The sequence below is a fragment of the Streptomyces olivaceoviridis genome (assembly GCF_014650115.1).
GTDB classification, from domain to species: Bacteria; Actinomycetota; Actinomycetes; order Streptomycetales; family Streptomycetaceae; genus Streptomyces; species Streptomyces olivaceoviridis.
This window is the reverse complement of the sequence record NZ_BMUI01000006.1, coordinates 73,477-90,456: the sequence shown is the minus strand read 5'-3', so window position 1 is coordinate 90,456 and position 16,980 is coordinate 73,477. Positions and strand designations below refer to the sequence as shown.

The 16,980-nt window shown below is 72.6% G+C and carries 17 protein-coding genes; 6 read left to right on the top strand and 11 right to left on the bottom strand.

Annotated elements, in window-relative coordinates:
* The first annotated feature begins 18 nt into the window (after positions 1–18).
* Positions 19–1,080, top strand: coding sequence for an aminotransferase class V-fold PLP-dependent enzyme (locus IE273_RS13720; protein WP_189815445.1), 1,062 nt, complete (start codon positions 19–21; stop codon positions 1,078–1,080).
* A gap of 62 nt (positions 1,081–1,142) precedes the next feature.
* Here IE273_RS13720 and thpD read toward each other — a convergent pair whose 3' ends face one another.
* The 5 genes from thpD to IE273_RS13695 form a co-directional block, all read right to left on the bottom strand.
* The gene (gene thpD / locus IE273_RS13715) at positions 1,143–2,036 is read right to left on the bottom strand and encodes an ectoine hydroxylase (RefSeq protein WP_189815444.1); all 894 of its coding nucleotides are present in this window, start codon (positions 2,034–2,036) and stop codon (positions 1,143–1,145) included.
* A 6-nt stretch (positions 2,037–2,042) separates the two neighbouring features.
* Positions 2,043–2,447, bottom strand: a complete 405-nt coding sequence (locus IE273_RS13710) for an ectoine synthase (RefSeq protein ID WP_189815443.1) — start codon at positions 2,445–2,447, stop codon at positions 2,043–2,045.
* A gap of 46 nt (positions 2,448–2,493) precedes the next feature.
* Positions 2,494–3,765 carry a diaminobutyrate--2-oxoglutarate transaminase gene (gene ectB, locus IE273_RS13705; protein ID WP_189815442.1) on the bottom strand — a complete coding sequence of 424 codons (1,272 nt, stop codon included), beginning with the start codon at positions 3,763–3,765 and terminating at the stop codon, positions 2,494–2,496.
* A 13-nt stretch (positions 3,766–3,778) separates the two neighbouring features.
* On the bottom strand, positions 3,779–4,297 hold the full coding sequence (ectA, locus tag IE273_RS13700) for a diaminobutyrate acetyltransferase (RefSeq protein WP_189815441.1): 519 nt from the start codon (positions 4,295–4,297) through the stop codon (positions 3,779–3,781).
* 330 nt (positions 4,298–4,627) lie between these two features.
* Positions 4,628–5,728 (bottom strand): pyridoxal-phosphate-dependent aminotransferase family protein, encoded by a 1,101-nt coding sequence (locus IE273_RS13695; protein WP_189815440.1) that lies wholly within the window; start codon positions 5,726–5,728, stop codon positions 4,628–4,630.
* Positions 5,729–5,866: 138 nt separating this feature from the next.
* Here IE273_RS13695 and IE273_RS13690 point away from each other — a divergent pair, with 138 nt between their 5' ends.
* From IE273_RS13690 to IE273_RS13670, 5 genes are all read left to right on the top strand, one after another.
* Complete coding sequence (locus IE273_RS13690; RefSeq protein WP_189815439.1) at positions 5,867–6,715, top strand: transporter substrate-binding domain-containing protein; 849 nt, start codon at positions 5,867–5,869, stop codon at positions 6,713–6,715.
* Entirely contained in the window at positions 6,712–7,545 is an 834-nt protein-coding gene (locus IE273_RS13685; protein ID WP_189815438.1) for an amino acid ABC transporter permease, read from the top strand. Before IE273_RS13690 ends, IE273_RS13685 begins: the two co-directional genes overlap by 4 nt.
* On the top strand, positions 7,542–8,336 hold the full coding sequence (locus IE273_RS13680; protein ID WP_103813021.1) for an amino acid ABC transporter ATP-binding protein: 795 nt from the start codon (positions 7,542–7,544) through the stop codon (positions 8,334–8,336). Before IE273_RS13685 ends, IE273_RS13680 begins: the two co-directional genes overlap by 4 nt.
* Before the next feature lie 17 nt (positions 8,337–8,353).
* Positions 8,354–9,445, top strand: a complete 1,092-nt coding sequence (locus IE273_RS13675) for an amidohydrolase family protein (RefSeq protein ID WP_189815437.1) — start codon at positions 8,354–8,356, stop codon at positions 9,443–9,445.
* 156 nt (positions 9,446–9,601) lie between these two features.
* A complete protein-coding gene (locus IE273_RS13670) occupies positions 9,602–10,513 on the top strand; it encodes an SCO1860 family LAETG-anchored protein (RefSeq protein ID WP_189815436.1) in 912 nt (303 codons plus the stop codon).
* Between the two features lie 50 nt (positions 10,514–10,563).
* Here IE273_RS13670 and cobC read toward each other — a convergent pair whose 3' ends face one another.
* From cobC to cobM, 6 genes are read right to left on the bottom strand one after another with little or no spacing between them, the layout of a single operon-like run.
* The gene (gene cobC / locus IE273_RS13665; protein WP_189815435.1) at positions 10,564–11,637 is read right to left on the bottom strand and encodes an Rv2231c family histidinol phosphate aminotransferase CobC; all 1,074 of its coding nucleotides are present in this window, start codon (positions 11,635–11,637) and stop codon (positions 10,564–10,566) included.
* Entirely contained in the window at positions 11,627–12,580 is a 954-nt protein-coding gene (locus tag IE273_RS13660) for a sirohydrochlorin chelatase (protein WP_189815434.1), read from the bottom strand. Before IE273_RS13660 ends, cobC begins: the two co-directional genes overlap by 11 nt.
* Positions 12,577–13,167 (bottom strand): precorrin-8X methylmutase, encoded by a 591-nt coding sequence (locus IE273_RS13655; protein ID WP_189815433.1) that lies wholly within the window; start codon positions 13,165–13,167, stop codon positions 12,577–12,579. Before IE273_RS13655 ends, IE273_RS13660 begins: the two co-directional genes overlap by 4 nt.
* The gene (gene cobJ, locus IE273_RS13650; protein WP_189815432.1) at positions 13,164–14,855 is read right to left on the bottom strand and encodes a precorrin-3B C(17)-methyltransferase; all 1,692 of its coding nucleotides are present in this window, start codon (positions 14,853–14,855) and stop codon (positions 13,164–13,166) included. Before cobJ ends, IE273_RS13655 begins: the two co-directional genes overlap by 4 nt.
* Positions 14,852–16,087 carry a precorrin-6y C5,15-methyltransferase (decarboxylating) subunit CbiE gene (cbiE, locus tag IE273_RS13645; RefSeq protein WP_189815431.1) on the bottom strand — a complete coding sequence of 412 codons (1,236 nt, stop codon included), beginning with the start codon at positions 16,085–16,087 and terminating at the stop codon, positions 14,852–14,854. Before cbiE ends, cobJ begins: the two co-directional genes overlap by 4 nt.
* Positions 16,084–16,902: a precorrin-4 C(11)-methyltransferase gene (cobM, locus tag IE273_RS13640; protein ID WP_189815430.1), complete on the bottom strand. Its 819-nt coding sequence runs from the start codon at positions 16,900–16,902 to the stop codon at positions 16,084–16,086. The genes cbiE and cobM overlap by 4 nt, the downstream gene beginning before the upstream one ends.
* Between the last annotated feature and the right edge of the window lie 78 nt (positions 16,903–16,980).

Below are 16,980 nucleotides of genomic sequence, written 5' to 3'. Positions count from 1 at the left end.
GGGCCGCAGAGTGGACCCATGGAGACCACGGAGACGTTCGAGAGCCTCGTCCGCGCCGAGTTCACCCCGAAGAGCATCTACCTCAACACCGCGAGCAACGGCCTGCTGCCGGCCCGTACCGTCGCCGCCCTCCAGGAGGCGGCGCTGCTGCGGGCCGAGGGCCGGCCGCTGACCTCCCTGTACGAGGACGTGGAGGCGAGCCGGGCCGCGTTCGCCCGGCTCACCGGCGTCCCGGCCACCCGCGTCGCGGCCGGCGCCTCGGTCGCCGCGCACACCGGTGTGATCGCCGCCTCGCTCCCGGCGGGCGCCGAAGTCCTCACCGCCGAGGACGACTTCACCTCCGTGCTCAACCCCTTCCACGTCCGCGGCGACCTCAAGGTCCGCACGGTCCCGCTGGAGCGGATCGCCGAGTCCGTCCGGCCGGGGACCGCGCTCGTCGCGGTCAGCGCCGCGCAGTCCGCCGACGGCCGGGTCGCCGACCTGCCCGCCCTGCGCGAGGCCGCCCGCGCCCACGGCGCCCGCACCTACGTCGACTTCTCCCAGGCCGCCGGCTGGCTGCCGGTGGAGGCGGACGCCTACGACTTCACCGCGAGCGTCTCCTTCAAGTGGCTGCTGGGCCCGCACGGCGCCGCCTTCCTCACCGTCCCCGAGGACTTCGGCGGGCTGACGCCGCTGCTCGCCGGCTGGGTCGCGGCCGAGCGGCCGTGGGACAGCTGTTACGGCCCGGTCGCCGAGCTCGCCCGCTCCGCCCGGCGGTTCGACCTCACCCACGCCCTGTTCACCTTCGCGGGCCTGCGGCGCTCGCTGGAGCTGATCGAGGAACTCGGCGTGGACGCCGTGCACGCCCATGACACCGCCCTCGCCGACCGGTTCCGCGCGGGTCTCGCCGGCCTCGGCCACGCGCCGGTGCCCGCTCCCGGCTCGGCGATCGTCTCGGTCCCCGGACTCGGCTCCCGGCAGCCCGAGTTGAGCGAGGCGGGCATCGAGGTATCCAACCGCGCGGGCAACCTGCGCGCGGCCTTCCACCTCTACAACACGACCGCCGACGTGGACCGGCTGCTGGAGGCGCTGTCCGGCTGACACGACCGGGCCGGGGCCTCCTGTCCCACACGAGGAGGTCCCGGCCCGGTGATCGGGAGCGGCTACCGCACCGGGGTGAAATCCCTCGCCCCGATGAACTCCGGCCGCCGCACCGGCGCCGCGAACGGCTCCACCGCCGTGTTCTCCACGCTGTTGAACACGATGAAGACGTTGCTGCGCGGGAACGGCGTGATGTTGTCGCCGGAGCCGTGCATGCAGTTGCAGTCGAACCAGGTCGCCGAGCCGGCCTTGCCGGTGAACAGCCGGATGCCGTACTCGCCCGCCAGCGCGGTCAGCGCCTCGTCCGACGGCGTGCCCGCGTCCTGCATCTGAAGGGACTTCTTGTAGTTGTCCTCCGGCGTGGCACCGGCGCAGCCCAGGAACGTCCTGTGCGAACCCGGCATGATCATCAGGCCGCCGTTGGTGTCGTGGTTCTCGGTCAGCGCGATCGAGACGGACACCGTGCGCATGTTCGGCAGGCCGTCCTCGGCGTGCCAGGTCTCGAAGTCCGAGTGCCAGTAGAAGCCGCTCGCGCCGAAGCCCGGCTTGACGTTGATCCGGGACTGGTGGACGTACACGTCCGAGCCGAGGATCTGCCGGGCGCGGCCGACCACGCGCGGATCGCGCACCAGGTTCGCGAACACCTCGCTGATCCGGTGCACCTCGAAGACCGAGCGGATCTCCTTGGACTTCGGCTCCACGATCGAGCGCTCGTCGGCGCGGATCGCCGGGTCGGCGACCAGCCGGTCCAGCTCACGCTTGTAGACCTCGACCTCGTCCGGACCGATCAGCTGGTCGACGGCGAGGAAGCCGTCCCGCTCGTACGCCTGGAGGTCGGCCGTCTCGATCGGGCCCGGGGTGTCCGGGGCGCCCCAGACGACGGGGTCCTGGCGGGGGACGGTCACCTCGGTGGTGCCGCGGGTCGGGTAGAGGTCCCTCACGGTGGCGGTGGTCATGGGCTCTCACACCTCCTCGGGCTCGGTGAGCAGGGGGTAGACACCGTTCTCGTCGTGGTCCTCCCGGCCGGTGACCGGCGGGTTGAACACGCAGACGCAGTGGAAGTCCTCCTTGACGCGCAGCGTGTGCCGCTCGTGCCCGTCGAGGAGGTACATGGTGCCGGGGGTGATGGTGTACGTCTTCCCGGTCTCCTGGTCGGTGAGTTCGGCCTCGCCCTTGGTGCAGACGACGGCCTCGATGTGGTTGGCGTACCACATCGACGTCTCCGTCCCGGCGTACAGGATGGTCTCGTGCAGGGAGAAGCCGACGCGCTCCTTGGCGAGGACGATCCGCTTGCTCTCCCAGGTGCCGGACTTCGCCCTGATGTGCCGGTCGGTGCCTTCGATGTCCTTGAACGAACGGACGATCATGGGGGTGCACTGCCTCCTTGCTGACTTGCTGGCTTGCCGGGTGTGGCTAGGCGGTTTCGCGGGCGGCGCGGGCGAGGACGCTGAGTCCTTCGTCCAGTTCCTCGCGCGTGATGGTCAGGGCCGGCAGCAGTTTGACGACCTCGCCCTCCGGGCCGGACGTCTCGATCAGCAGTCCGAGCTCGAAGGCGCGGCGGGCGACCCGGGAGGCCCGGGACTTGTCGTGGAACTCCAGGCCCCACACGAGCCCACGGCCGCGGTACTCCCTCACGTCGGCCAGGTTCTCCTCGGTGATGGAGACGAGGGCCCGCTCGACCTGTTCGCCACGGGCGCGGGTCTGCTTCTCCATGGCCGAGCCGTCGGTCCAGTACGTCTCCAGCGCGGCGGTGGCGGTCACGAAGGCCGGGTTGTTGCCGCGGAAGGTGCCGTTGTGCTCGCCCGGCTCCCACACGTCCAGCTCGGGCTTGAACAGGCACAGCGACATGGGCAGCCCGTAGCCGCTGATCGACTTCGACACGGTGACGATGTCCGGCGTGATGCCGGCCTCCTCGAAGGAGAAGAACGCGCCGGTACGGCCGCAGCCCATCTGGATGTCGTCGACGATCAGCAGCATGTCCTGCCGCTCGCACAGCTCCTTCAGCGCGCGCAGCCATTCGGGCCGGGCGACGTTGATGCCGCCCTCGCCCTGCACGGTCTCCACGATCACGGCGGCGGGCTTGTTCAGCCCGGAGCCCTGGTCCTCCAGCAGCCGCTCGAACCACAGGAAGTCCGGGACCGTGCCGTCGAAGTAGTTGTCGAACGGCATCGGCGTGCCGTGCACCAGCGGAATGCCCGCGCCGGCCCGCTTGAAGGCGTTGCCCGTCACGGCGAGGGAGCCCAGCGACATGCCGTGGAAGGCGTTGGTGAACGACACGATCGCCTCGCGGCCCTTCACCTTCCGCGCCAGCTTCAGCGCCGACTCCACGGCGTTGGTGCCGGTCGGCCCCGGGAACATGACCTTGTACGGCAGGTCGCGCGGGCGCAGGACCAGGTCCTGGAAGGCATGGAGGAAGGTGCGTTTGGCCGTGGTCGACATGTCCAGGCCGTGGGTGACGCCGTCCCGTTCCAGATAGTCGATCAACGCCCGTTTGAGGACGGGGTTGTTGTGGCCGTAGTTGAGTGAGCCGGCACCGGCGAAGAAGTCGAGGTACGCGTGCCCGTCCTCGTCGTACATCCGGCTGCCCCGCGCGCGGTCGAAGACGGTGGGCCAGCCGCGGCAGTAGCTGCGCACCTCGGACTCCAGGGTCTCGAAGACGCTGAGGTCGGGCTGGGTGATGGTCACGGTGAATCGCTCCTCAGTGGGCGGTGGAGTCGGTCAACGGGCCGATGCGGTACAGGACTTCGGGGTCGTGCGGGCCGTCCGTGAACAGTTCGGCGGGGAACAGCACCTCGTGGGTCACCTGTGCGCCGTGCCGCTCGGCGAAGGAGGTGAACAGCCGCTCGGAGGCGGTGTTGCCGGGCGTGATGGTGGTCTCGATCCCGGTGATCCCCCGCTCGGCGACGAGCCGGGCGGTCAGCCCGTCCAGCAGCTTGGCGGCGATGCCGTGGCCCCGGTGGGCGGGGTCGACGGCCACCTGCCAGACGAGCAGCGTGCGCGGGCGGTCCGGCCGCAGGTATCCGGTGACGAAGCCGACCGGCTCCCCGCCCGCGCCGCGTGCCACCGCCGAGGTGCCGGCGAAGTCCCGGCACCACAGCAGATAGCTGTAGGAGGAGTTCAGATCGAGGGTTTTCGATTCCTTGGCGAGACGCCAGAGCGCGGCTCCGTCGGTCGTCGCCGGCCGTTCGATGAGCAGGTCTGCGGGTGCGGCAGTCATACGGCAGGAATTTAGCGAAGCGAATTCGAGAATGCACGGGAGCGAGTGTGGAGGGTTCTTGCCCGGCCGGTGAAATGTCCGAGATGCGCCGCTACAAATCAGGGCAAATCTCACCTGTTGTGGAGTGTGTCACAGCCCGGAAAGCGCGGGAAACCTGTCGGCAAAGTCCCTTGTTTAGCTCTGCAAAAAGCGGGCAGAAGAAGACGGGAAGCTATCGTCCGGAGAATTGGCGGAGTTTGTGAAAGTAATTGGAATTCAAGATGTGAAAACAGCCCGCGCGGTGTGCGCGAGCCGTTTTCGTTGCGTTCCGGGGTGATGACCCCTTGCGGATCAGCGCCAGGCGTTCTCCACGGCCCCGCGGGCGGCGGCCGGGTCCACCGGCAGGCCCCGCTCGGCGAGCGCCGCGCCCAGTGCCGCCAGGGAGTTCTGGACCGCGCCCCGCGTCGCGTCGGGACCGTAGTGGTTGACGCGGATCATCTCCCGGGCCAGGGCGCCGCCGCCGGCCGCCAGCGGCAGGGCGGGGTCGGTCGCCAGAGCGCGGGCCACCAGGTCGGAGGCCACCACGCCGGACGGCACCCGGAGGGTCGTGGCGACCGGCGCCGCGTCCCCCTCCTCGTACACATACGGTTCCAGGCCCCCGCCCAGTGCCACCGCGCCGGCCCGCGAGGCCAGCGCCGCGCGCCGGTGCCGGGCCATCACCGACTCCAGACCCGCCGACTCGATCCGCTCCAGGCACGCCTCCAGCGCCAGCATCTCCAGCTGCGCCGGCGCGTGCGGCAGCGCCTTGCGGCCGGCGTCGATCCAGCGGTCCTTCCAGTCCAGCAGGGACAGGTACGAGCGGCGCGGGGCGTTCGGGTTGGCGGTCATCCGGGCCCACGCCCGCGCGCTCACCGAGATCGCCGACACGCCCGCCGGGCCGCCCATCGCCTTCTGCGCGCCGATCACGCACAGGTCCACGCCCCACGCGTCCGGCAGCACCGGCTCCGCGCCGACCGAGGCCACCGCGTCCAGGTAGAAGAGGGCGCCCTGCTCCCGCACCACCTCGCCGATCTCCGCGACCGGGTTGGTGTTGCCGGTCGCCGCCTCGGCGTGCACCAGCGACACGAAGTCGATCTCCGGGTGCTCGGCGAACGCCTCCCGGACCTGCCCGGCGGTCACCGCCGTGTGGAAGGGGACGGAGAGGTCGTGCACCGTGGCGCCGGCGTCGCGCAGCCAGTTGCCGAAGGTCTGCCCGTAAGGACCCGTGATCACGTTCAGGGCCACCGTGCCCGGACCGGCCGCCGAGCGGATCGCGCCCTCCAGCGGCAGCAGTGCCTCGCCCTGGGTGATCAGGACGTCCTGGCGGGTGTCCAGCAGCCGGGCCACCCCGTCCTCGATGGCGGCGAAACGCTCGGCAGTCAGCGGGGGCAGGTCGAGGAAGGGGTGGGTCACGGCGGTGCTCTCTTCGTCTCTCGGGGGCCGACTCCCTCGATCTTAGGTCGAGGGGCTGCCTGGCCATGGGTTTGATTTGAGAGACTCAAACACTTCCTTATAATCGGAACTCTTAGTTCCCCGACAGGAGACCTCCCCATGAAAACGCTCGTCGGGCGCCGGACCCGCCTTCTGGCCGCCACCACCGCGACCGCCGCACTCGTGCTCGTCGCGGCCGGCTGCTCCTCCAGCGACTCGGGGAGCGGCAAGACCACGGTCAAGGGTGTCCACCTGGCCAAGGCCGGTCAGCTGACCACCTGCACCCACCTGCCGTACCCGCCGTTCCAGTCGGAGGTGAACGGCAAGGTGCAGGGCTTCGACGTCTCCCTCATCGACCTCGTCGCCAAGGACCTCGGCGTCAAGCAGCAGATCCTCGACACGCCCTTCGAGAACTTCAAGACGGGTGCCTTCCTGAACTCGGGCGAGTGCGACCTGGCCGCCGCCGGCATGACCATCACCGCCGAGCGCAAGAAGAACGTCGACTTCTCCGACCCGTACTTCGAGGCCACCCAGGCCGTCCTCGTCGACAAGAACAGCGGGATCAACTCGCTCGCCGACGTCAAGGCCAAGGGCAAGAAGCTCGGCGCCCAGGCGCAGACCACCGGCGAGGACTACGTCAAGAGCAAGGGCTACGACCCGATCTCCTTCGAGTCCTCCGACGCCGTCCTCAACGGCCTGCGCACCGGCCAGGTCCAGGCCGTCGTCATCGACTACCCGGTCGTCCAGGGCTGGCTGAAGGACAAGGCCAACGCGGACAAGTTCAAGGTCGTGGACAACCTCAAGACCGGTGAGCAGTACGGTTTCACCGTCAAGAAGGGCAACAAGGCGCTGCTCGACGCCATCAACAAGGCGCTCAAGACCGCCAAGGCCGACGGCACCTACAAGAAGATCTACGAGCAGTGGATCGGCCCGTACGAGGCCTCCGTCGCCTCTCCCGCCGCCTCATGACCGACACGGACACAGCCCTCCAGCCGAAGAGGAAGGGACTGACCCGGCGTCAGAAGCGCGGCCTGTCGCGCGGCGTCCAGTACGCCGTCTTCGCCGCCGCCGTGATCGCCTTCGCGGTCACGGCCGACTGGGGCCGGCTCCAGAACCAGTTCGCCCAGGCGGACATCGCGAAGCAGATGTTCCCCGACGTCATCACGCTGGCGCTGAAGAACACCGTGCTCTACACGCTGTCCGGCTTCGTCGTCGGACTCGTCCTCGGCATGGTCATCGCGCTGATGCGGCTGTCCTCCGTGGGCCCCTACCGCTGGCTGGCGGGCGTCTACATCGAGATCTTCCGCGGGCTGCCCGCCCTGCTGATCTTCATCTTCGTCGGCGTGGCCGTGCCCCTCGCCTTCCCCGGCACGGAGATCCCGGGCGGTACGTACGGCAAGGTCGCCCTCGCGCTCGGCCTGGTCTCGGCCGCGTACATGGCGGAGACCATTCGGGCCGGCATCCAGGCCGTGCCCAAGGGGCAGATGGAGGCGGCCCGTTCGCTCGGCTTCTCGCCCGCGAAGGCCATGGTCTCCATCATCATCCCGCAGGCCTTCCGGATCATCCTGCCGCCGCTCACCAACGAACTCGTCCTGCTCTTCAAGGACTCCTCGCTGGTGCTGTTCCTCGGTGTCACCCTGGAGGAGCGGGAACTGTCCAAGTTCGGCCGCGACCTCGCCAGTACGACCGCCAACTCCACGCCGATCCTGGTCGCGGGCCTGTGCTACCTGCTGGTCACCATCCCGCTCAGCTTCGTCGTCCGCCGTATGGAATCCAAGGCCCAGGAGGCGATCCGGTGAGCCGCCCGGAGATCGAGGTCCGAGGACTGCACAAGTCCTTCGGCGACAACGAGGTGCTGCGCGGCATCGACCTGGAGATCGGCCAGGGCGAGGTCGTCTGCGTCATCGGCCCCTCCGGCTCCGGCAAGTCCACGCTGCTGCGCTGCGTGAACCTGCTGGAGGAGCCCACCAAGGGCCAGGTCTTCGTCGGCGGCACCGAGGTGACCGACCCAGACGTCGACATCGACGCCGTACGCCGCCGCATCGGCATGGTCTTCCAGCAGTTCAACCTCTTCCCGCACCTGAACGTCACCGAGAACCTCACGCTGCCGCAGCGCCGCGTCCTCGGGCGGGACAAGGAGACGGCCGCGCGCGTCGCCGCCGAGAACCTCGCCCGCGTCGGCCTCTCGGAGAAGGCGGACGCCTACCCGTCCTCCCTCTCCGGCGGCCAGCAGCAGCGCGTCGCCATCGCCCGGGCGCTCGCCATGGGCCCCGAGGTGATGCTCTTCGACGAGCCGACCTCCGCGCTCGACCCCGAGCTGGTCGGCGACGTCCTCGCCGTCATGCGCAGGCTCGCGCGGGAGGGCATGACGATGATGGTCGTCACCCACGAGATGACCTTCGCCCGCGAGGTCGCCGACCGGGTCGTCTTCATGGACGGCGGCGTGATCGTCGAGGACGGCAGCCCCGACCGGGTGATCGGCGACCCGCAGCACGAGCGCACCCGGCACTTCCTCTCCCGGCTGCTCGACCCGGCGATGGCCGAGGTCGAGGAGGAGACCTCCGACCAGGTGGGGAAGTCCGAGCCGTAGGTCGTTAGGGTGCGGGCATGAGCGATGGTGCGGTGCTGCACGTGAAGGGCCGGGTCCTGGCGGGGCCGGACGACGTCCGTGACGAGCTGTGGGTGGTCGGGGGCCGCGTCTGCTACGACCGCCCCGCCGGGGCCCGCGACATCACCACCGTCGAGGGCTGGGCGCTGCCCGGCCTGGTCGACGCCCACTGCCACGTGGGCCTGGGCGCCGAGGGCCCGGTGGACACGGACACCGCCGAGAAGCAGGCGCTCACCGACCGCGAGACGGGCACCCTGCTGATCCGTGACGCGGGCTCGCCCTCCGACACCCGCTGGATCGACGACCGTGACGACCTCCCGAAGATCATCCGGGCGGGCCGGCACATCGCCCGCACCCGCCGCTACCTCCGCAACTACGCCTGGGAGATCGAACCGGACGACCTCGTCGCCCACGTCGCCCGGGAGGCCCGGCGCGGCGACGGCTGGGTCAAGCTCGTCGGCGACTGGATCGACCGCGACCTCGGCGACCTGGCCCCCTGCTGGCCCCGCGAGGCCGTGGAGGCGGCCATCGCCGAGGCCCACCGGCTCGGCGCCCGGGTCACCGCCCACTGCTTCGCCGAGAACTCCCTGCGCGACCTGGTCGAGGCGGGCATCGACTGCATCGAGCACGCCACCGGCCTCACCGAGGACCTGATCCCGCTGTTCGCCGAGCGGGGCGTCGCGATCGTCCCGACCCTCGTCAACATCGCCACCTTCCCCCGGCTCGCGGACGGCGGCGAGAAGAAGTTCCCGCGCTGGTCCGCCCATATGCGCCGGCTGCACGAGCGGCGCTACGACACCGTACGCGCCGCCTACGACGCCGGCATCCCGGTCTTCGTCGGTACGGACGCCGGCGGCACACTGCCGCACGGGCTGGTCGCGGAGGAGGTCGCCGAACTGGTCGCCGCCGGCATCCCGCCGACCGACGCGCTCGCCGCCACCAGCTGGGCCGCCCGCGCCTGGCTCGGCCGACCGGGGCTGGAGGAGGGCGCCCCGGCCGACCTCGTGGTGTACGAGACCGATCCCCGGGCGGACGTACGGGTGCTGGCGGCGCCCCGGCGGGTGGTGCTGAACGGACGCGTGGTCGAGTAGGCGTTCCCCTGAGCCCGCCGATTTCGCCCTGGAATCGAATCGGCGTGCGGAAACTCCACGTTGGAGTGAAGTAGCCCCGGATCGCTGACCGTTCACCCACACCGGGGACAAGGTTGACGGGTCCCAAGCAGGTTCCGTCTGGGGGGTCCCACCGCCTTGAACAGCAACAACTTCCGCATGCCCGTACGCCGTCTCACCGTCCTCGCGACGGCCACGGCCCTCGCCTCGGCGCCCGTGGTCCTGGGGGGCGCGGGCGCCGCGCACGCGACCGGTGACCACGGTCGCGCCTCCGCCGTCGTCCTGCGCACCGGGCTCGACGTGTCCCTGCTCAACAAGACCGTGGACGTCCCGCTCGCGGTCTCCCTCAACGAGGTCCAGGCACCCCGGAGCGCCGACCGCACCGCGCTGTCCGCCCGGCTCGACGGCGTGAACGGCGGCAAGCCGTTCACCGTCCTCGGCGCGGACGTCGCCCAGGCCGGGGCCACGGTGACCGCGCGGCGCGCCGAGGGCTCGGTCCGGGTCGCCCACGCCAAGCTGCACGTCCCCGGTCTGCCCCTGCTGTCCCTGATCGAGGCCGACACGATCACCGCCAAGGCGACCTGTGAGGTCGGCAAGGCGCCGGTCGCCTCCGCGAACGTCCTCGGTGCCGTCACCGTCCTCGGCAAGCGCGTCACCCTCACCGCCGGCGGCCCGTCCGAGGTGAAGGTGCCCGGCGTCGGCGAGGTCCGCCTCGACCTCTCCCAGCGGAGCACCACGACCCGTACGGCCGCCGCGACCGCCCTCGAACTCAGGGTCTCCGTCAACCCGTTGAAGCTCAACGTGGCCGACGTCGAGGGCACGGTCACCCTGGCCAAGGCCACCTGCGAGTCCCCGATGGCCCCGCCCGCCACGACCCCGGTGCCGAGCCACGACCCGGCCGCCGGCCCCCGCCCCCAGGGCACCCCCGCCGAAGCGGACCTCGCGGAGACCGGCGGCAGCTCGGCGACCCCGTACATCGCGGGCGGCGCACTGACCCTGCTGCTGGCGGGCGGAGGAGCGGTGGCGGTGGCTCGACGCCGGAAGAGCTGACGGAGCAGCTCAACGCGGCGAGCCGGGGCGGCGGTTGGTGATTCAGTCTGTCAGCCGGACGAATCCAGTGCGGCCGACAGCGCCCGCAAGAACCCGTTCACCGTCCCCCGGTCCCGCACGGCGACCCGCACCCACTCCTGACCGAGCCCCGGAAACGTGTCACCCCGCCGCACCGCATGACCGAGCTCCCGCAACCGCCGCCGTACCCCGGCCGCCCCCGGCATACGGACCAGCACGAACGGTCCTTCCGCCGGCCCCACCACCCGCACTCCGCGGGCGGCGAACGCGGCCAGCCCGGCCACCAGGTGCGCCCGGTCCCCGGCGATGCGATGCGCCGCGTGCCCCGCCTCCGCCAGTGCCCTCGGCGCCACACACGCCTCCGCCGCCGCCAGCGCGGGTGTCGACACCGGCCACAACGGCTGGGCCCGCTCCAACTCGGCGATCACCTCGGGCGCGGCCAGGACGTACCCGATGCGCAGCCCGGCCAGCCCCCAGGTCTTGGTGAGGCTGCGCAGCACGACGAGCCCCGGCACATCGGTCCGCCCGGCCAGTGCCTCCCGCTCACCCGGCACCGCGTCCATGAACGCCTCGTCCACCACCAACGTCCGCCCCGGGCGGGCGAGCCGGACGACCGTCTCCGCCGGATGCAGCACCGACGTCGGATTCGTGGGGTTGCCGATCACCACCAGGTCGGCTTCCTCCGGCACGGCCGCCGGGTCCAGCCGGAACCCGTCCTCCTCCCGCAGCAGCACCCGGGCCACGGTGTGCCCGGCGTCCCGCAGCGCGGCCTCCGGCTCGGTGAACTGCGGGTGCACGACGACCGGCCGGCGGACCTTCAGTGCTCGGGCGAGCAGCACGAACGCCTCCGCCGCCCCCGCCGTCAGCAGCACCCGCTCCACCGGCAGCTGGTGCCGCGCCGCCACCGCCGCCCGCGCGGCCCGCCCGTCCGGGTAGGCCGCGAGGGACGACAGCGAACCGGCGATCTCCTCCCGCAGCCACGACGGAGGCGTGTCCGCGCGGACGTTGACGGCGAGGTCGACCAGGCCGGCCCCGTCGTCCCGCACCTCGGCGTCCCCGTGGTGCCGCAGATCGTCACCGGACCCGCCGGCCGCTTCAGTGCGCATGGCTGTGCGAGTGCCCCCCGTGATGCCCGTGCCCATGCCCGTGCCCATGCCCGTGTCCGTGCCCGTGGTGGTCGTCGTCGTCCGGGTGGAAGTGCGGCTGCTGCGGCAGCCCGACCTTGTCCTCGAAGCCCGGCAGCGCGATCCGGTACACGCACGAGTCGCAGTTCATGCGCAGATCACCCTTGACGGCCTCCTCGTACCGCTCCATCACCAGGTCCAGCAGCTCCGGCTCGGGCCCGATGACATCGGCCGAGCGCACCTCGACCTCCGGGTGCGCCGCGGCCCACCCCTCGGTCTGCTGCCGCACCCGGTCCGGCAGGATGCCGGTGAAGAGGAAGTAGGGGAGTACGACGATCCTCCGCGCCCCCAGCGCCGCGCACCGGTCCAGCCCGCTCGGCACGTCCGGCGCCGCGAGCGACACGAACGCCGTCTCGACCCCGGCGTACCCCCGGCCCTCCCACAGCAGCCGCGCCGCCTTGAACACCTCGGCGTTGGCGTCGGGGTCGGTGGAGCCGCGCCCGACCAGCAGCACGGTGACGTCGGCCCGGTCCTCCGGGGTGCGGGCGGACGAGCCGAGCGCCTCGTCCAGCCGCCGCTCCAGCACGTTCAGCAGCGCCGGGTGGGGGCCCAGCGGACGGCCGTAGGTGTACGAGATGCCCGGGTGCCGCTCCTTCTCACGGGCCAGCGCGGCCGGGATGTCGCCCTTGGCGTGCCCGGCGGACACCAGCATCAGCGGCACGGCGGCGAACCGGCGTACGCCCTGTTCGACCAGCTCGGCGACGGCCTCGCCCAGCGGCGGCGGGGACAGTTCGATGAAGCCGCCGGCGACGGGCAGCCCGGGGTGGCGGCGCCCCAGCTCCCGGACGAAGTCGCGGAACGCCTCGGCTCCGGCGTCGTCACGGGTGCCGTGGCCGGCGATGAGCAGGGCGGGCGGGGTGGTCACGCGTTCTCCTCGGAGTGTGAAGCGGGGTGGTACAGCAGGGCGTTGAGCGCGGCGGACGCGACCGCCGACCCGCCCTTCTCGGACACGTTGCTCACGGCGGGCAGCCCGCTCTCGCGCAACGCGGCCTTGGACTCGACCGCGCCGACGAAGCCGACGGGCAGTCCGATGACGAGCGCCGGGTCGGCGTCCAGGGTCAGCAGCTCCTCCAGCGCGGTCGGCGCGTTGCCGATCACCCAGAGGGCACCGGGACCTACCTGCTCGTACGCGAGCCGGATCGCGTGCGCCGACCGGGTCAGACCCGGCCCGGCCACCGCGTCCCTCAGCCGGCAGACGGTCTCCCGCCGGGTGATCCCGGCGGCCACCATCTCGACGTCCACGACCACCGGCGCCCCGGCGTGCAGCGCCGCGTGCGCCGTCACCAGCTCGCCCTCGTCCATGACGAGGTCGTTCGCGTACTCCAGGTCGGCGGCGGAGTGGATGACCCGCTCCACCACCGCCCGGGTCAGCGGCGGGAAGTGCGAGGTGTCCAGGCGGGCGCGCAGCCGCCGGTAGGACTCCTGCTCGATCGGGTGGACGACGCGGTTCACTCCGCCCCCTCCTGGGACGCCTGCCAGCGGTAGCCGCGCGGCGTCACCATGCGCCCCGCGATCCGACGGGTCGCCGTGTTGCCCACGGTGACGACCGTCATCATGTCGACCGTCGCCGGGTCCAGCGCGGCGAGCGTGGTGACCCGGGCGGCCTCGTCCGGCCGGGAGGCGTTGCGGACGACACCGACGGGCGTCGTCGGCTCCCGGTGTCCGGCGAGGATCGCGAGCGCCTTGGGCAACTGCCAGTCGCGGCCCCGGGAGCGCGGGTTGTAGAAGGTGACGACGAGGTCCGACTCGGCCGCCGCGCGCACCCGGCGCTCGATGACCTCCCACGGCGTGTGCAGGTCGGACAGGCTGATGGACACGTGGTCGTGGCCCAGCGGCGCGCCCAGGACCGCCCCGGCGGCCAGCGCGGCCGTCACCCCGGGCACCCCGACCACGTCGATGTCGTCGGAGGCCTCGGCGAGCGCCGGCGAGGCCATGGCGTACACGCCCGCGTCCCCGCTGCCGATCAGCGCCACCGCGTGCCCCGCGCGGGCCTCGGCGACCGCCGTCCGGGCCCGCTCCTCCTCCGCGCCGAGCCCCGACTCCAGCACCCGGGTGCCGGGCCGCAGCAGATCGCGGATCTGGTCCACGTACTGGTCGAGACCGACCAGCACCGACGCCCGCCGCAGCTCGGCCGCCGCGCGTGGGGTGAGCAGGTCCCGGGCGCCCGGCCCGAGGCCGACGACCGCGAGCCGCCCGCGCCCCGGACGCCGTACGACCGCACAGGTCGCCATCGCGGGCCGCGCGGCCGACTTCCGCTTGGGGACGAGGAGTTCCCCGCCCCGGACCAGGGCGGCGGCCTCCGCGACCGACGGGGTGCCGACGGCCGCGAGGGGCGCGTCGGACGGGTTGGGCACCTCGACCGCCGCCAGTTCCCCGGCGGAGTACGTCACCAGGGGCACCCCGAGCCGTTCGGCGGCGGCCACGATGCCCGGCTCCTCCGCCTTGGCGTCCACGGTGGCCAGCTCGGCGACCGACCGCGGCGAGAGACCCGCCTCCCGCAGCGCCTCCTCGACCAGACCGAGGACCTCCTCGGCCGGCGCGCCCTTCGACGCGCCGACCCCGACCACCAGCGACGGCGGCCTGAGCAGCACCTCCCGCTCGCCCGCCGCGACGGCCCGGTCGGTCACCCGGATCGTGTACGTCCCCTGGGGCGCGACCGGCAGCGGTGGCAGCGGCCAGACCACCTCGGCCTCCAGCGCGACCGGTTCGCCGTCCAGCAGCGCCCGGGAGACCGCGGCGACCGACCCCTCGTACGGCAGGCCGAGCGTGTCCAGGCCCGGCAGCCCGGCGGCGTCCGTCGCGGTCGTCACCACCGGCTCGGCGCCCAGCACCGCACCCACCTCGCGGGCGAGCGCGTTGGCGTCGCCCGCGTGCCCGCCGAGCAGCGACACCGCGAACCGGCCGCCCTCGTCCACGCACACCACGCCCGGGTCGGCCGCCTTGCCGGCGAGCAGCGGCGCGAGCAGCCGTACCACCGCCCCGGTCGCCAGGAAGCACACCAGCTGCTCGCACTCCGCGAACGCGGCCCGCACGGCCTCACCGACAGGACCCTCGTAGACGCGCGTACGCTCCGGCCAGGCCGCGGCCAGCCGGTCCCGCGCCGCCGCCCCCGCCGCGGTGGCGGAAATGAGGCCGATCACTGGACTACTCCTTCACTAGACGCCGGGGTTCTCACGCCCCACAGCAGGAACACAGGATTGGTGGCCGCCAGCCGGGTCACGTCCCCCGGCAGCGGCGCGAGGCGCGAGGACTGCAACAGCACCCCGTCGCAGGTGAACCCGGCGTCCGTCAGCGCCTGCCGGGCCGCCGGCACCCGGTCCAGCGCGGCCATGGCCACGACGACCGTCCGCCGGGCCCGCCGCGCGCACGCGGTCACCACGGCGGGCAGCTCCCGGCCCCCGCCGCCGACGAACACCGCGTCGGGATCGCCGGCCAGCCCCGCCAGGGCGTCCGGCGCCGAGCCGTGCACCACGTCCACGTCGACGCCGTGGGCGTCCGCGTTGGCCCGGATGCGCGCCACCCCGTCCGGGGTCTTCTCGACGGCGACGACCGCGGCACCGAGCCGCGCGCACTCCACCGCGACCGAGCCCGACCCGGCGCCCACGTCCCACACCAGGTCGCCCAGGCGCGGCCCCAGCCGGGCCAGGGCCAGCGCCCGCACCTCGAACTTGGTGATCATCGAGTCCCGGTGCGCGAACGCGTCCTCCTCCAGGGCCCAGCGGGCCGGAGCCCCGGGCACCCCGGCCACCGTCCGCACCGCACCGAGCGCCCGCGCCTCGTCCAGGCACAGCACCACGCTCACCGCCGTACCCCAGTCCCGGGCCGCCGCCTCGGCGGCCGTCACCCGCTCCACGCGCTCCCGCCGCGGATCGCCGAGCGCGCTCGCCACGACCAGGGTCCGGTCACCGGGGAGCGCGGCCCCCAGCTCGGCCGGCCCGGCGCCGGGTCCGGTCAGCACGGCCACCTTCGGCCGCGCCCGGCACACGTTCACCGCCGTCCGCAGCTCCCGGCCGTGCGCGCTGACCACGACCGCGTCGTCCCAGGGCAGCCCGATCCGGGCGAAGGCGGTGGCCACGGAGGACACCGCCGGACGCACGTCCAGCAGCCCGGACCCGAACCGCTCGGCCAGCGCCCGCACGATCCCGAAGAACCCCGGGTCCCCGGACGCCAGCACGACCACCGGCAGTTCCTTGCCGAGGTACCCGGCGATGCTCTCCAGGGCGGGCGCCAGCGGGCCGAGCACCACCCGCTCCGCCCCCTCGGGCAGCCGTACGGAGTCCAGGTGCCGCCGCCCGCCGACGACCAGCGCGGCCCCGGCCAGGACGTCCACGGGCACCGGCGCCCCGGTCCCCGTACCGACGACGGTGATCAACTCTTCGCCCGCTGCTCGCGCAGCGCCCGCCGCGCCTCGGGGTCGGCCTTCCGGTAGCCGTGGAAGTGACCCGGGTGGTACAGGTGCGAACGCGTCCCGTGCGCGTCCAGCGCCGGGCCGACCAGGAACAGCGTGTGCTTCCAGAGCCTGTGCTCCTTGACCGTCTCCTCCAGCGTGCCGATCGTGCACCTGACGACCAGCTCCTCGGGCCAGGTCGCCTGGTACGCGATCACCACCGGGGTGCTCGTCGGGTAGCCGCCCTCCAGCAGCTCCCGCACCAGCTGCCCACTGCGCGCCGCCGACAGGAAGATCGCCATGGTGGTGCCGTGGCGGGCGAACTCGCGCACCTCCTCACCGGGCGGCATCGGCGTCTTGCCCCCGCCCAGCCGGGTCAGCACCACGGACTGCGCGACCTCGGGAATCGTCAGCTCGCGCTGCGCCAGCGCGGCCACGGCGGAGAAGGAGGACACGCCCGGGACTACCTCGGTCGCGATGCCGATCTCCTGGCAGCGGTCCAGCTGCTCCTGCGTGCCGCCCCACAGGGCCGGGTCGCCGGAGTGGATACGGGCCACCGCGAGCCCCTCCTCGAACGCGCGTCGGTACACCGCGACGACGTCCTCCAGCGACATGGTCGCCGAGTCCAGGATCTCGGCGTCCTCGCCGGCGTGTTCGAGGACCTCCGCCTGGACCAGGCTCGCGGCCCAGATCACGACGTCGGCCTCGGCGATGGCCCGCGCGGCACGGAACGTCAGCAGATCGGCGGCGCCGGGGCCGGCACCGACGAAGGTCACCTTGCCGGTGGGGGCATCGGCCATGGGAATCGGTCCTCTCCTACGAGTACTGCGGTTGTGGCTGTCGGATGTGCGGGAACGCGGGTCGATCCGATAGCAAGG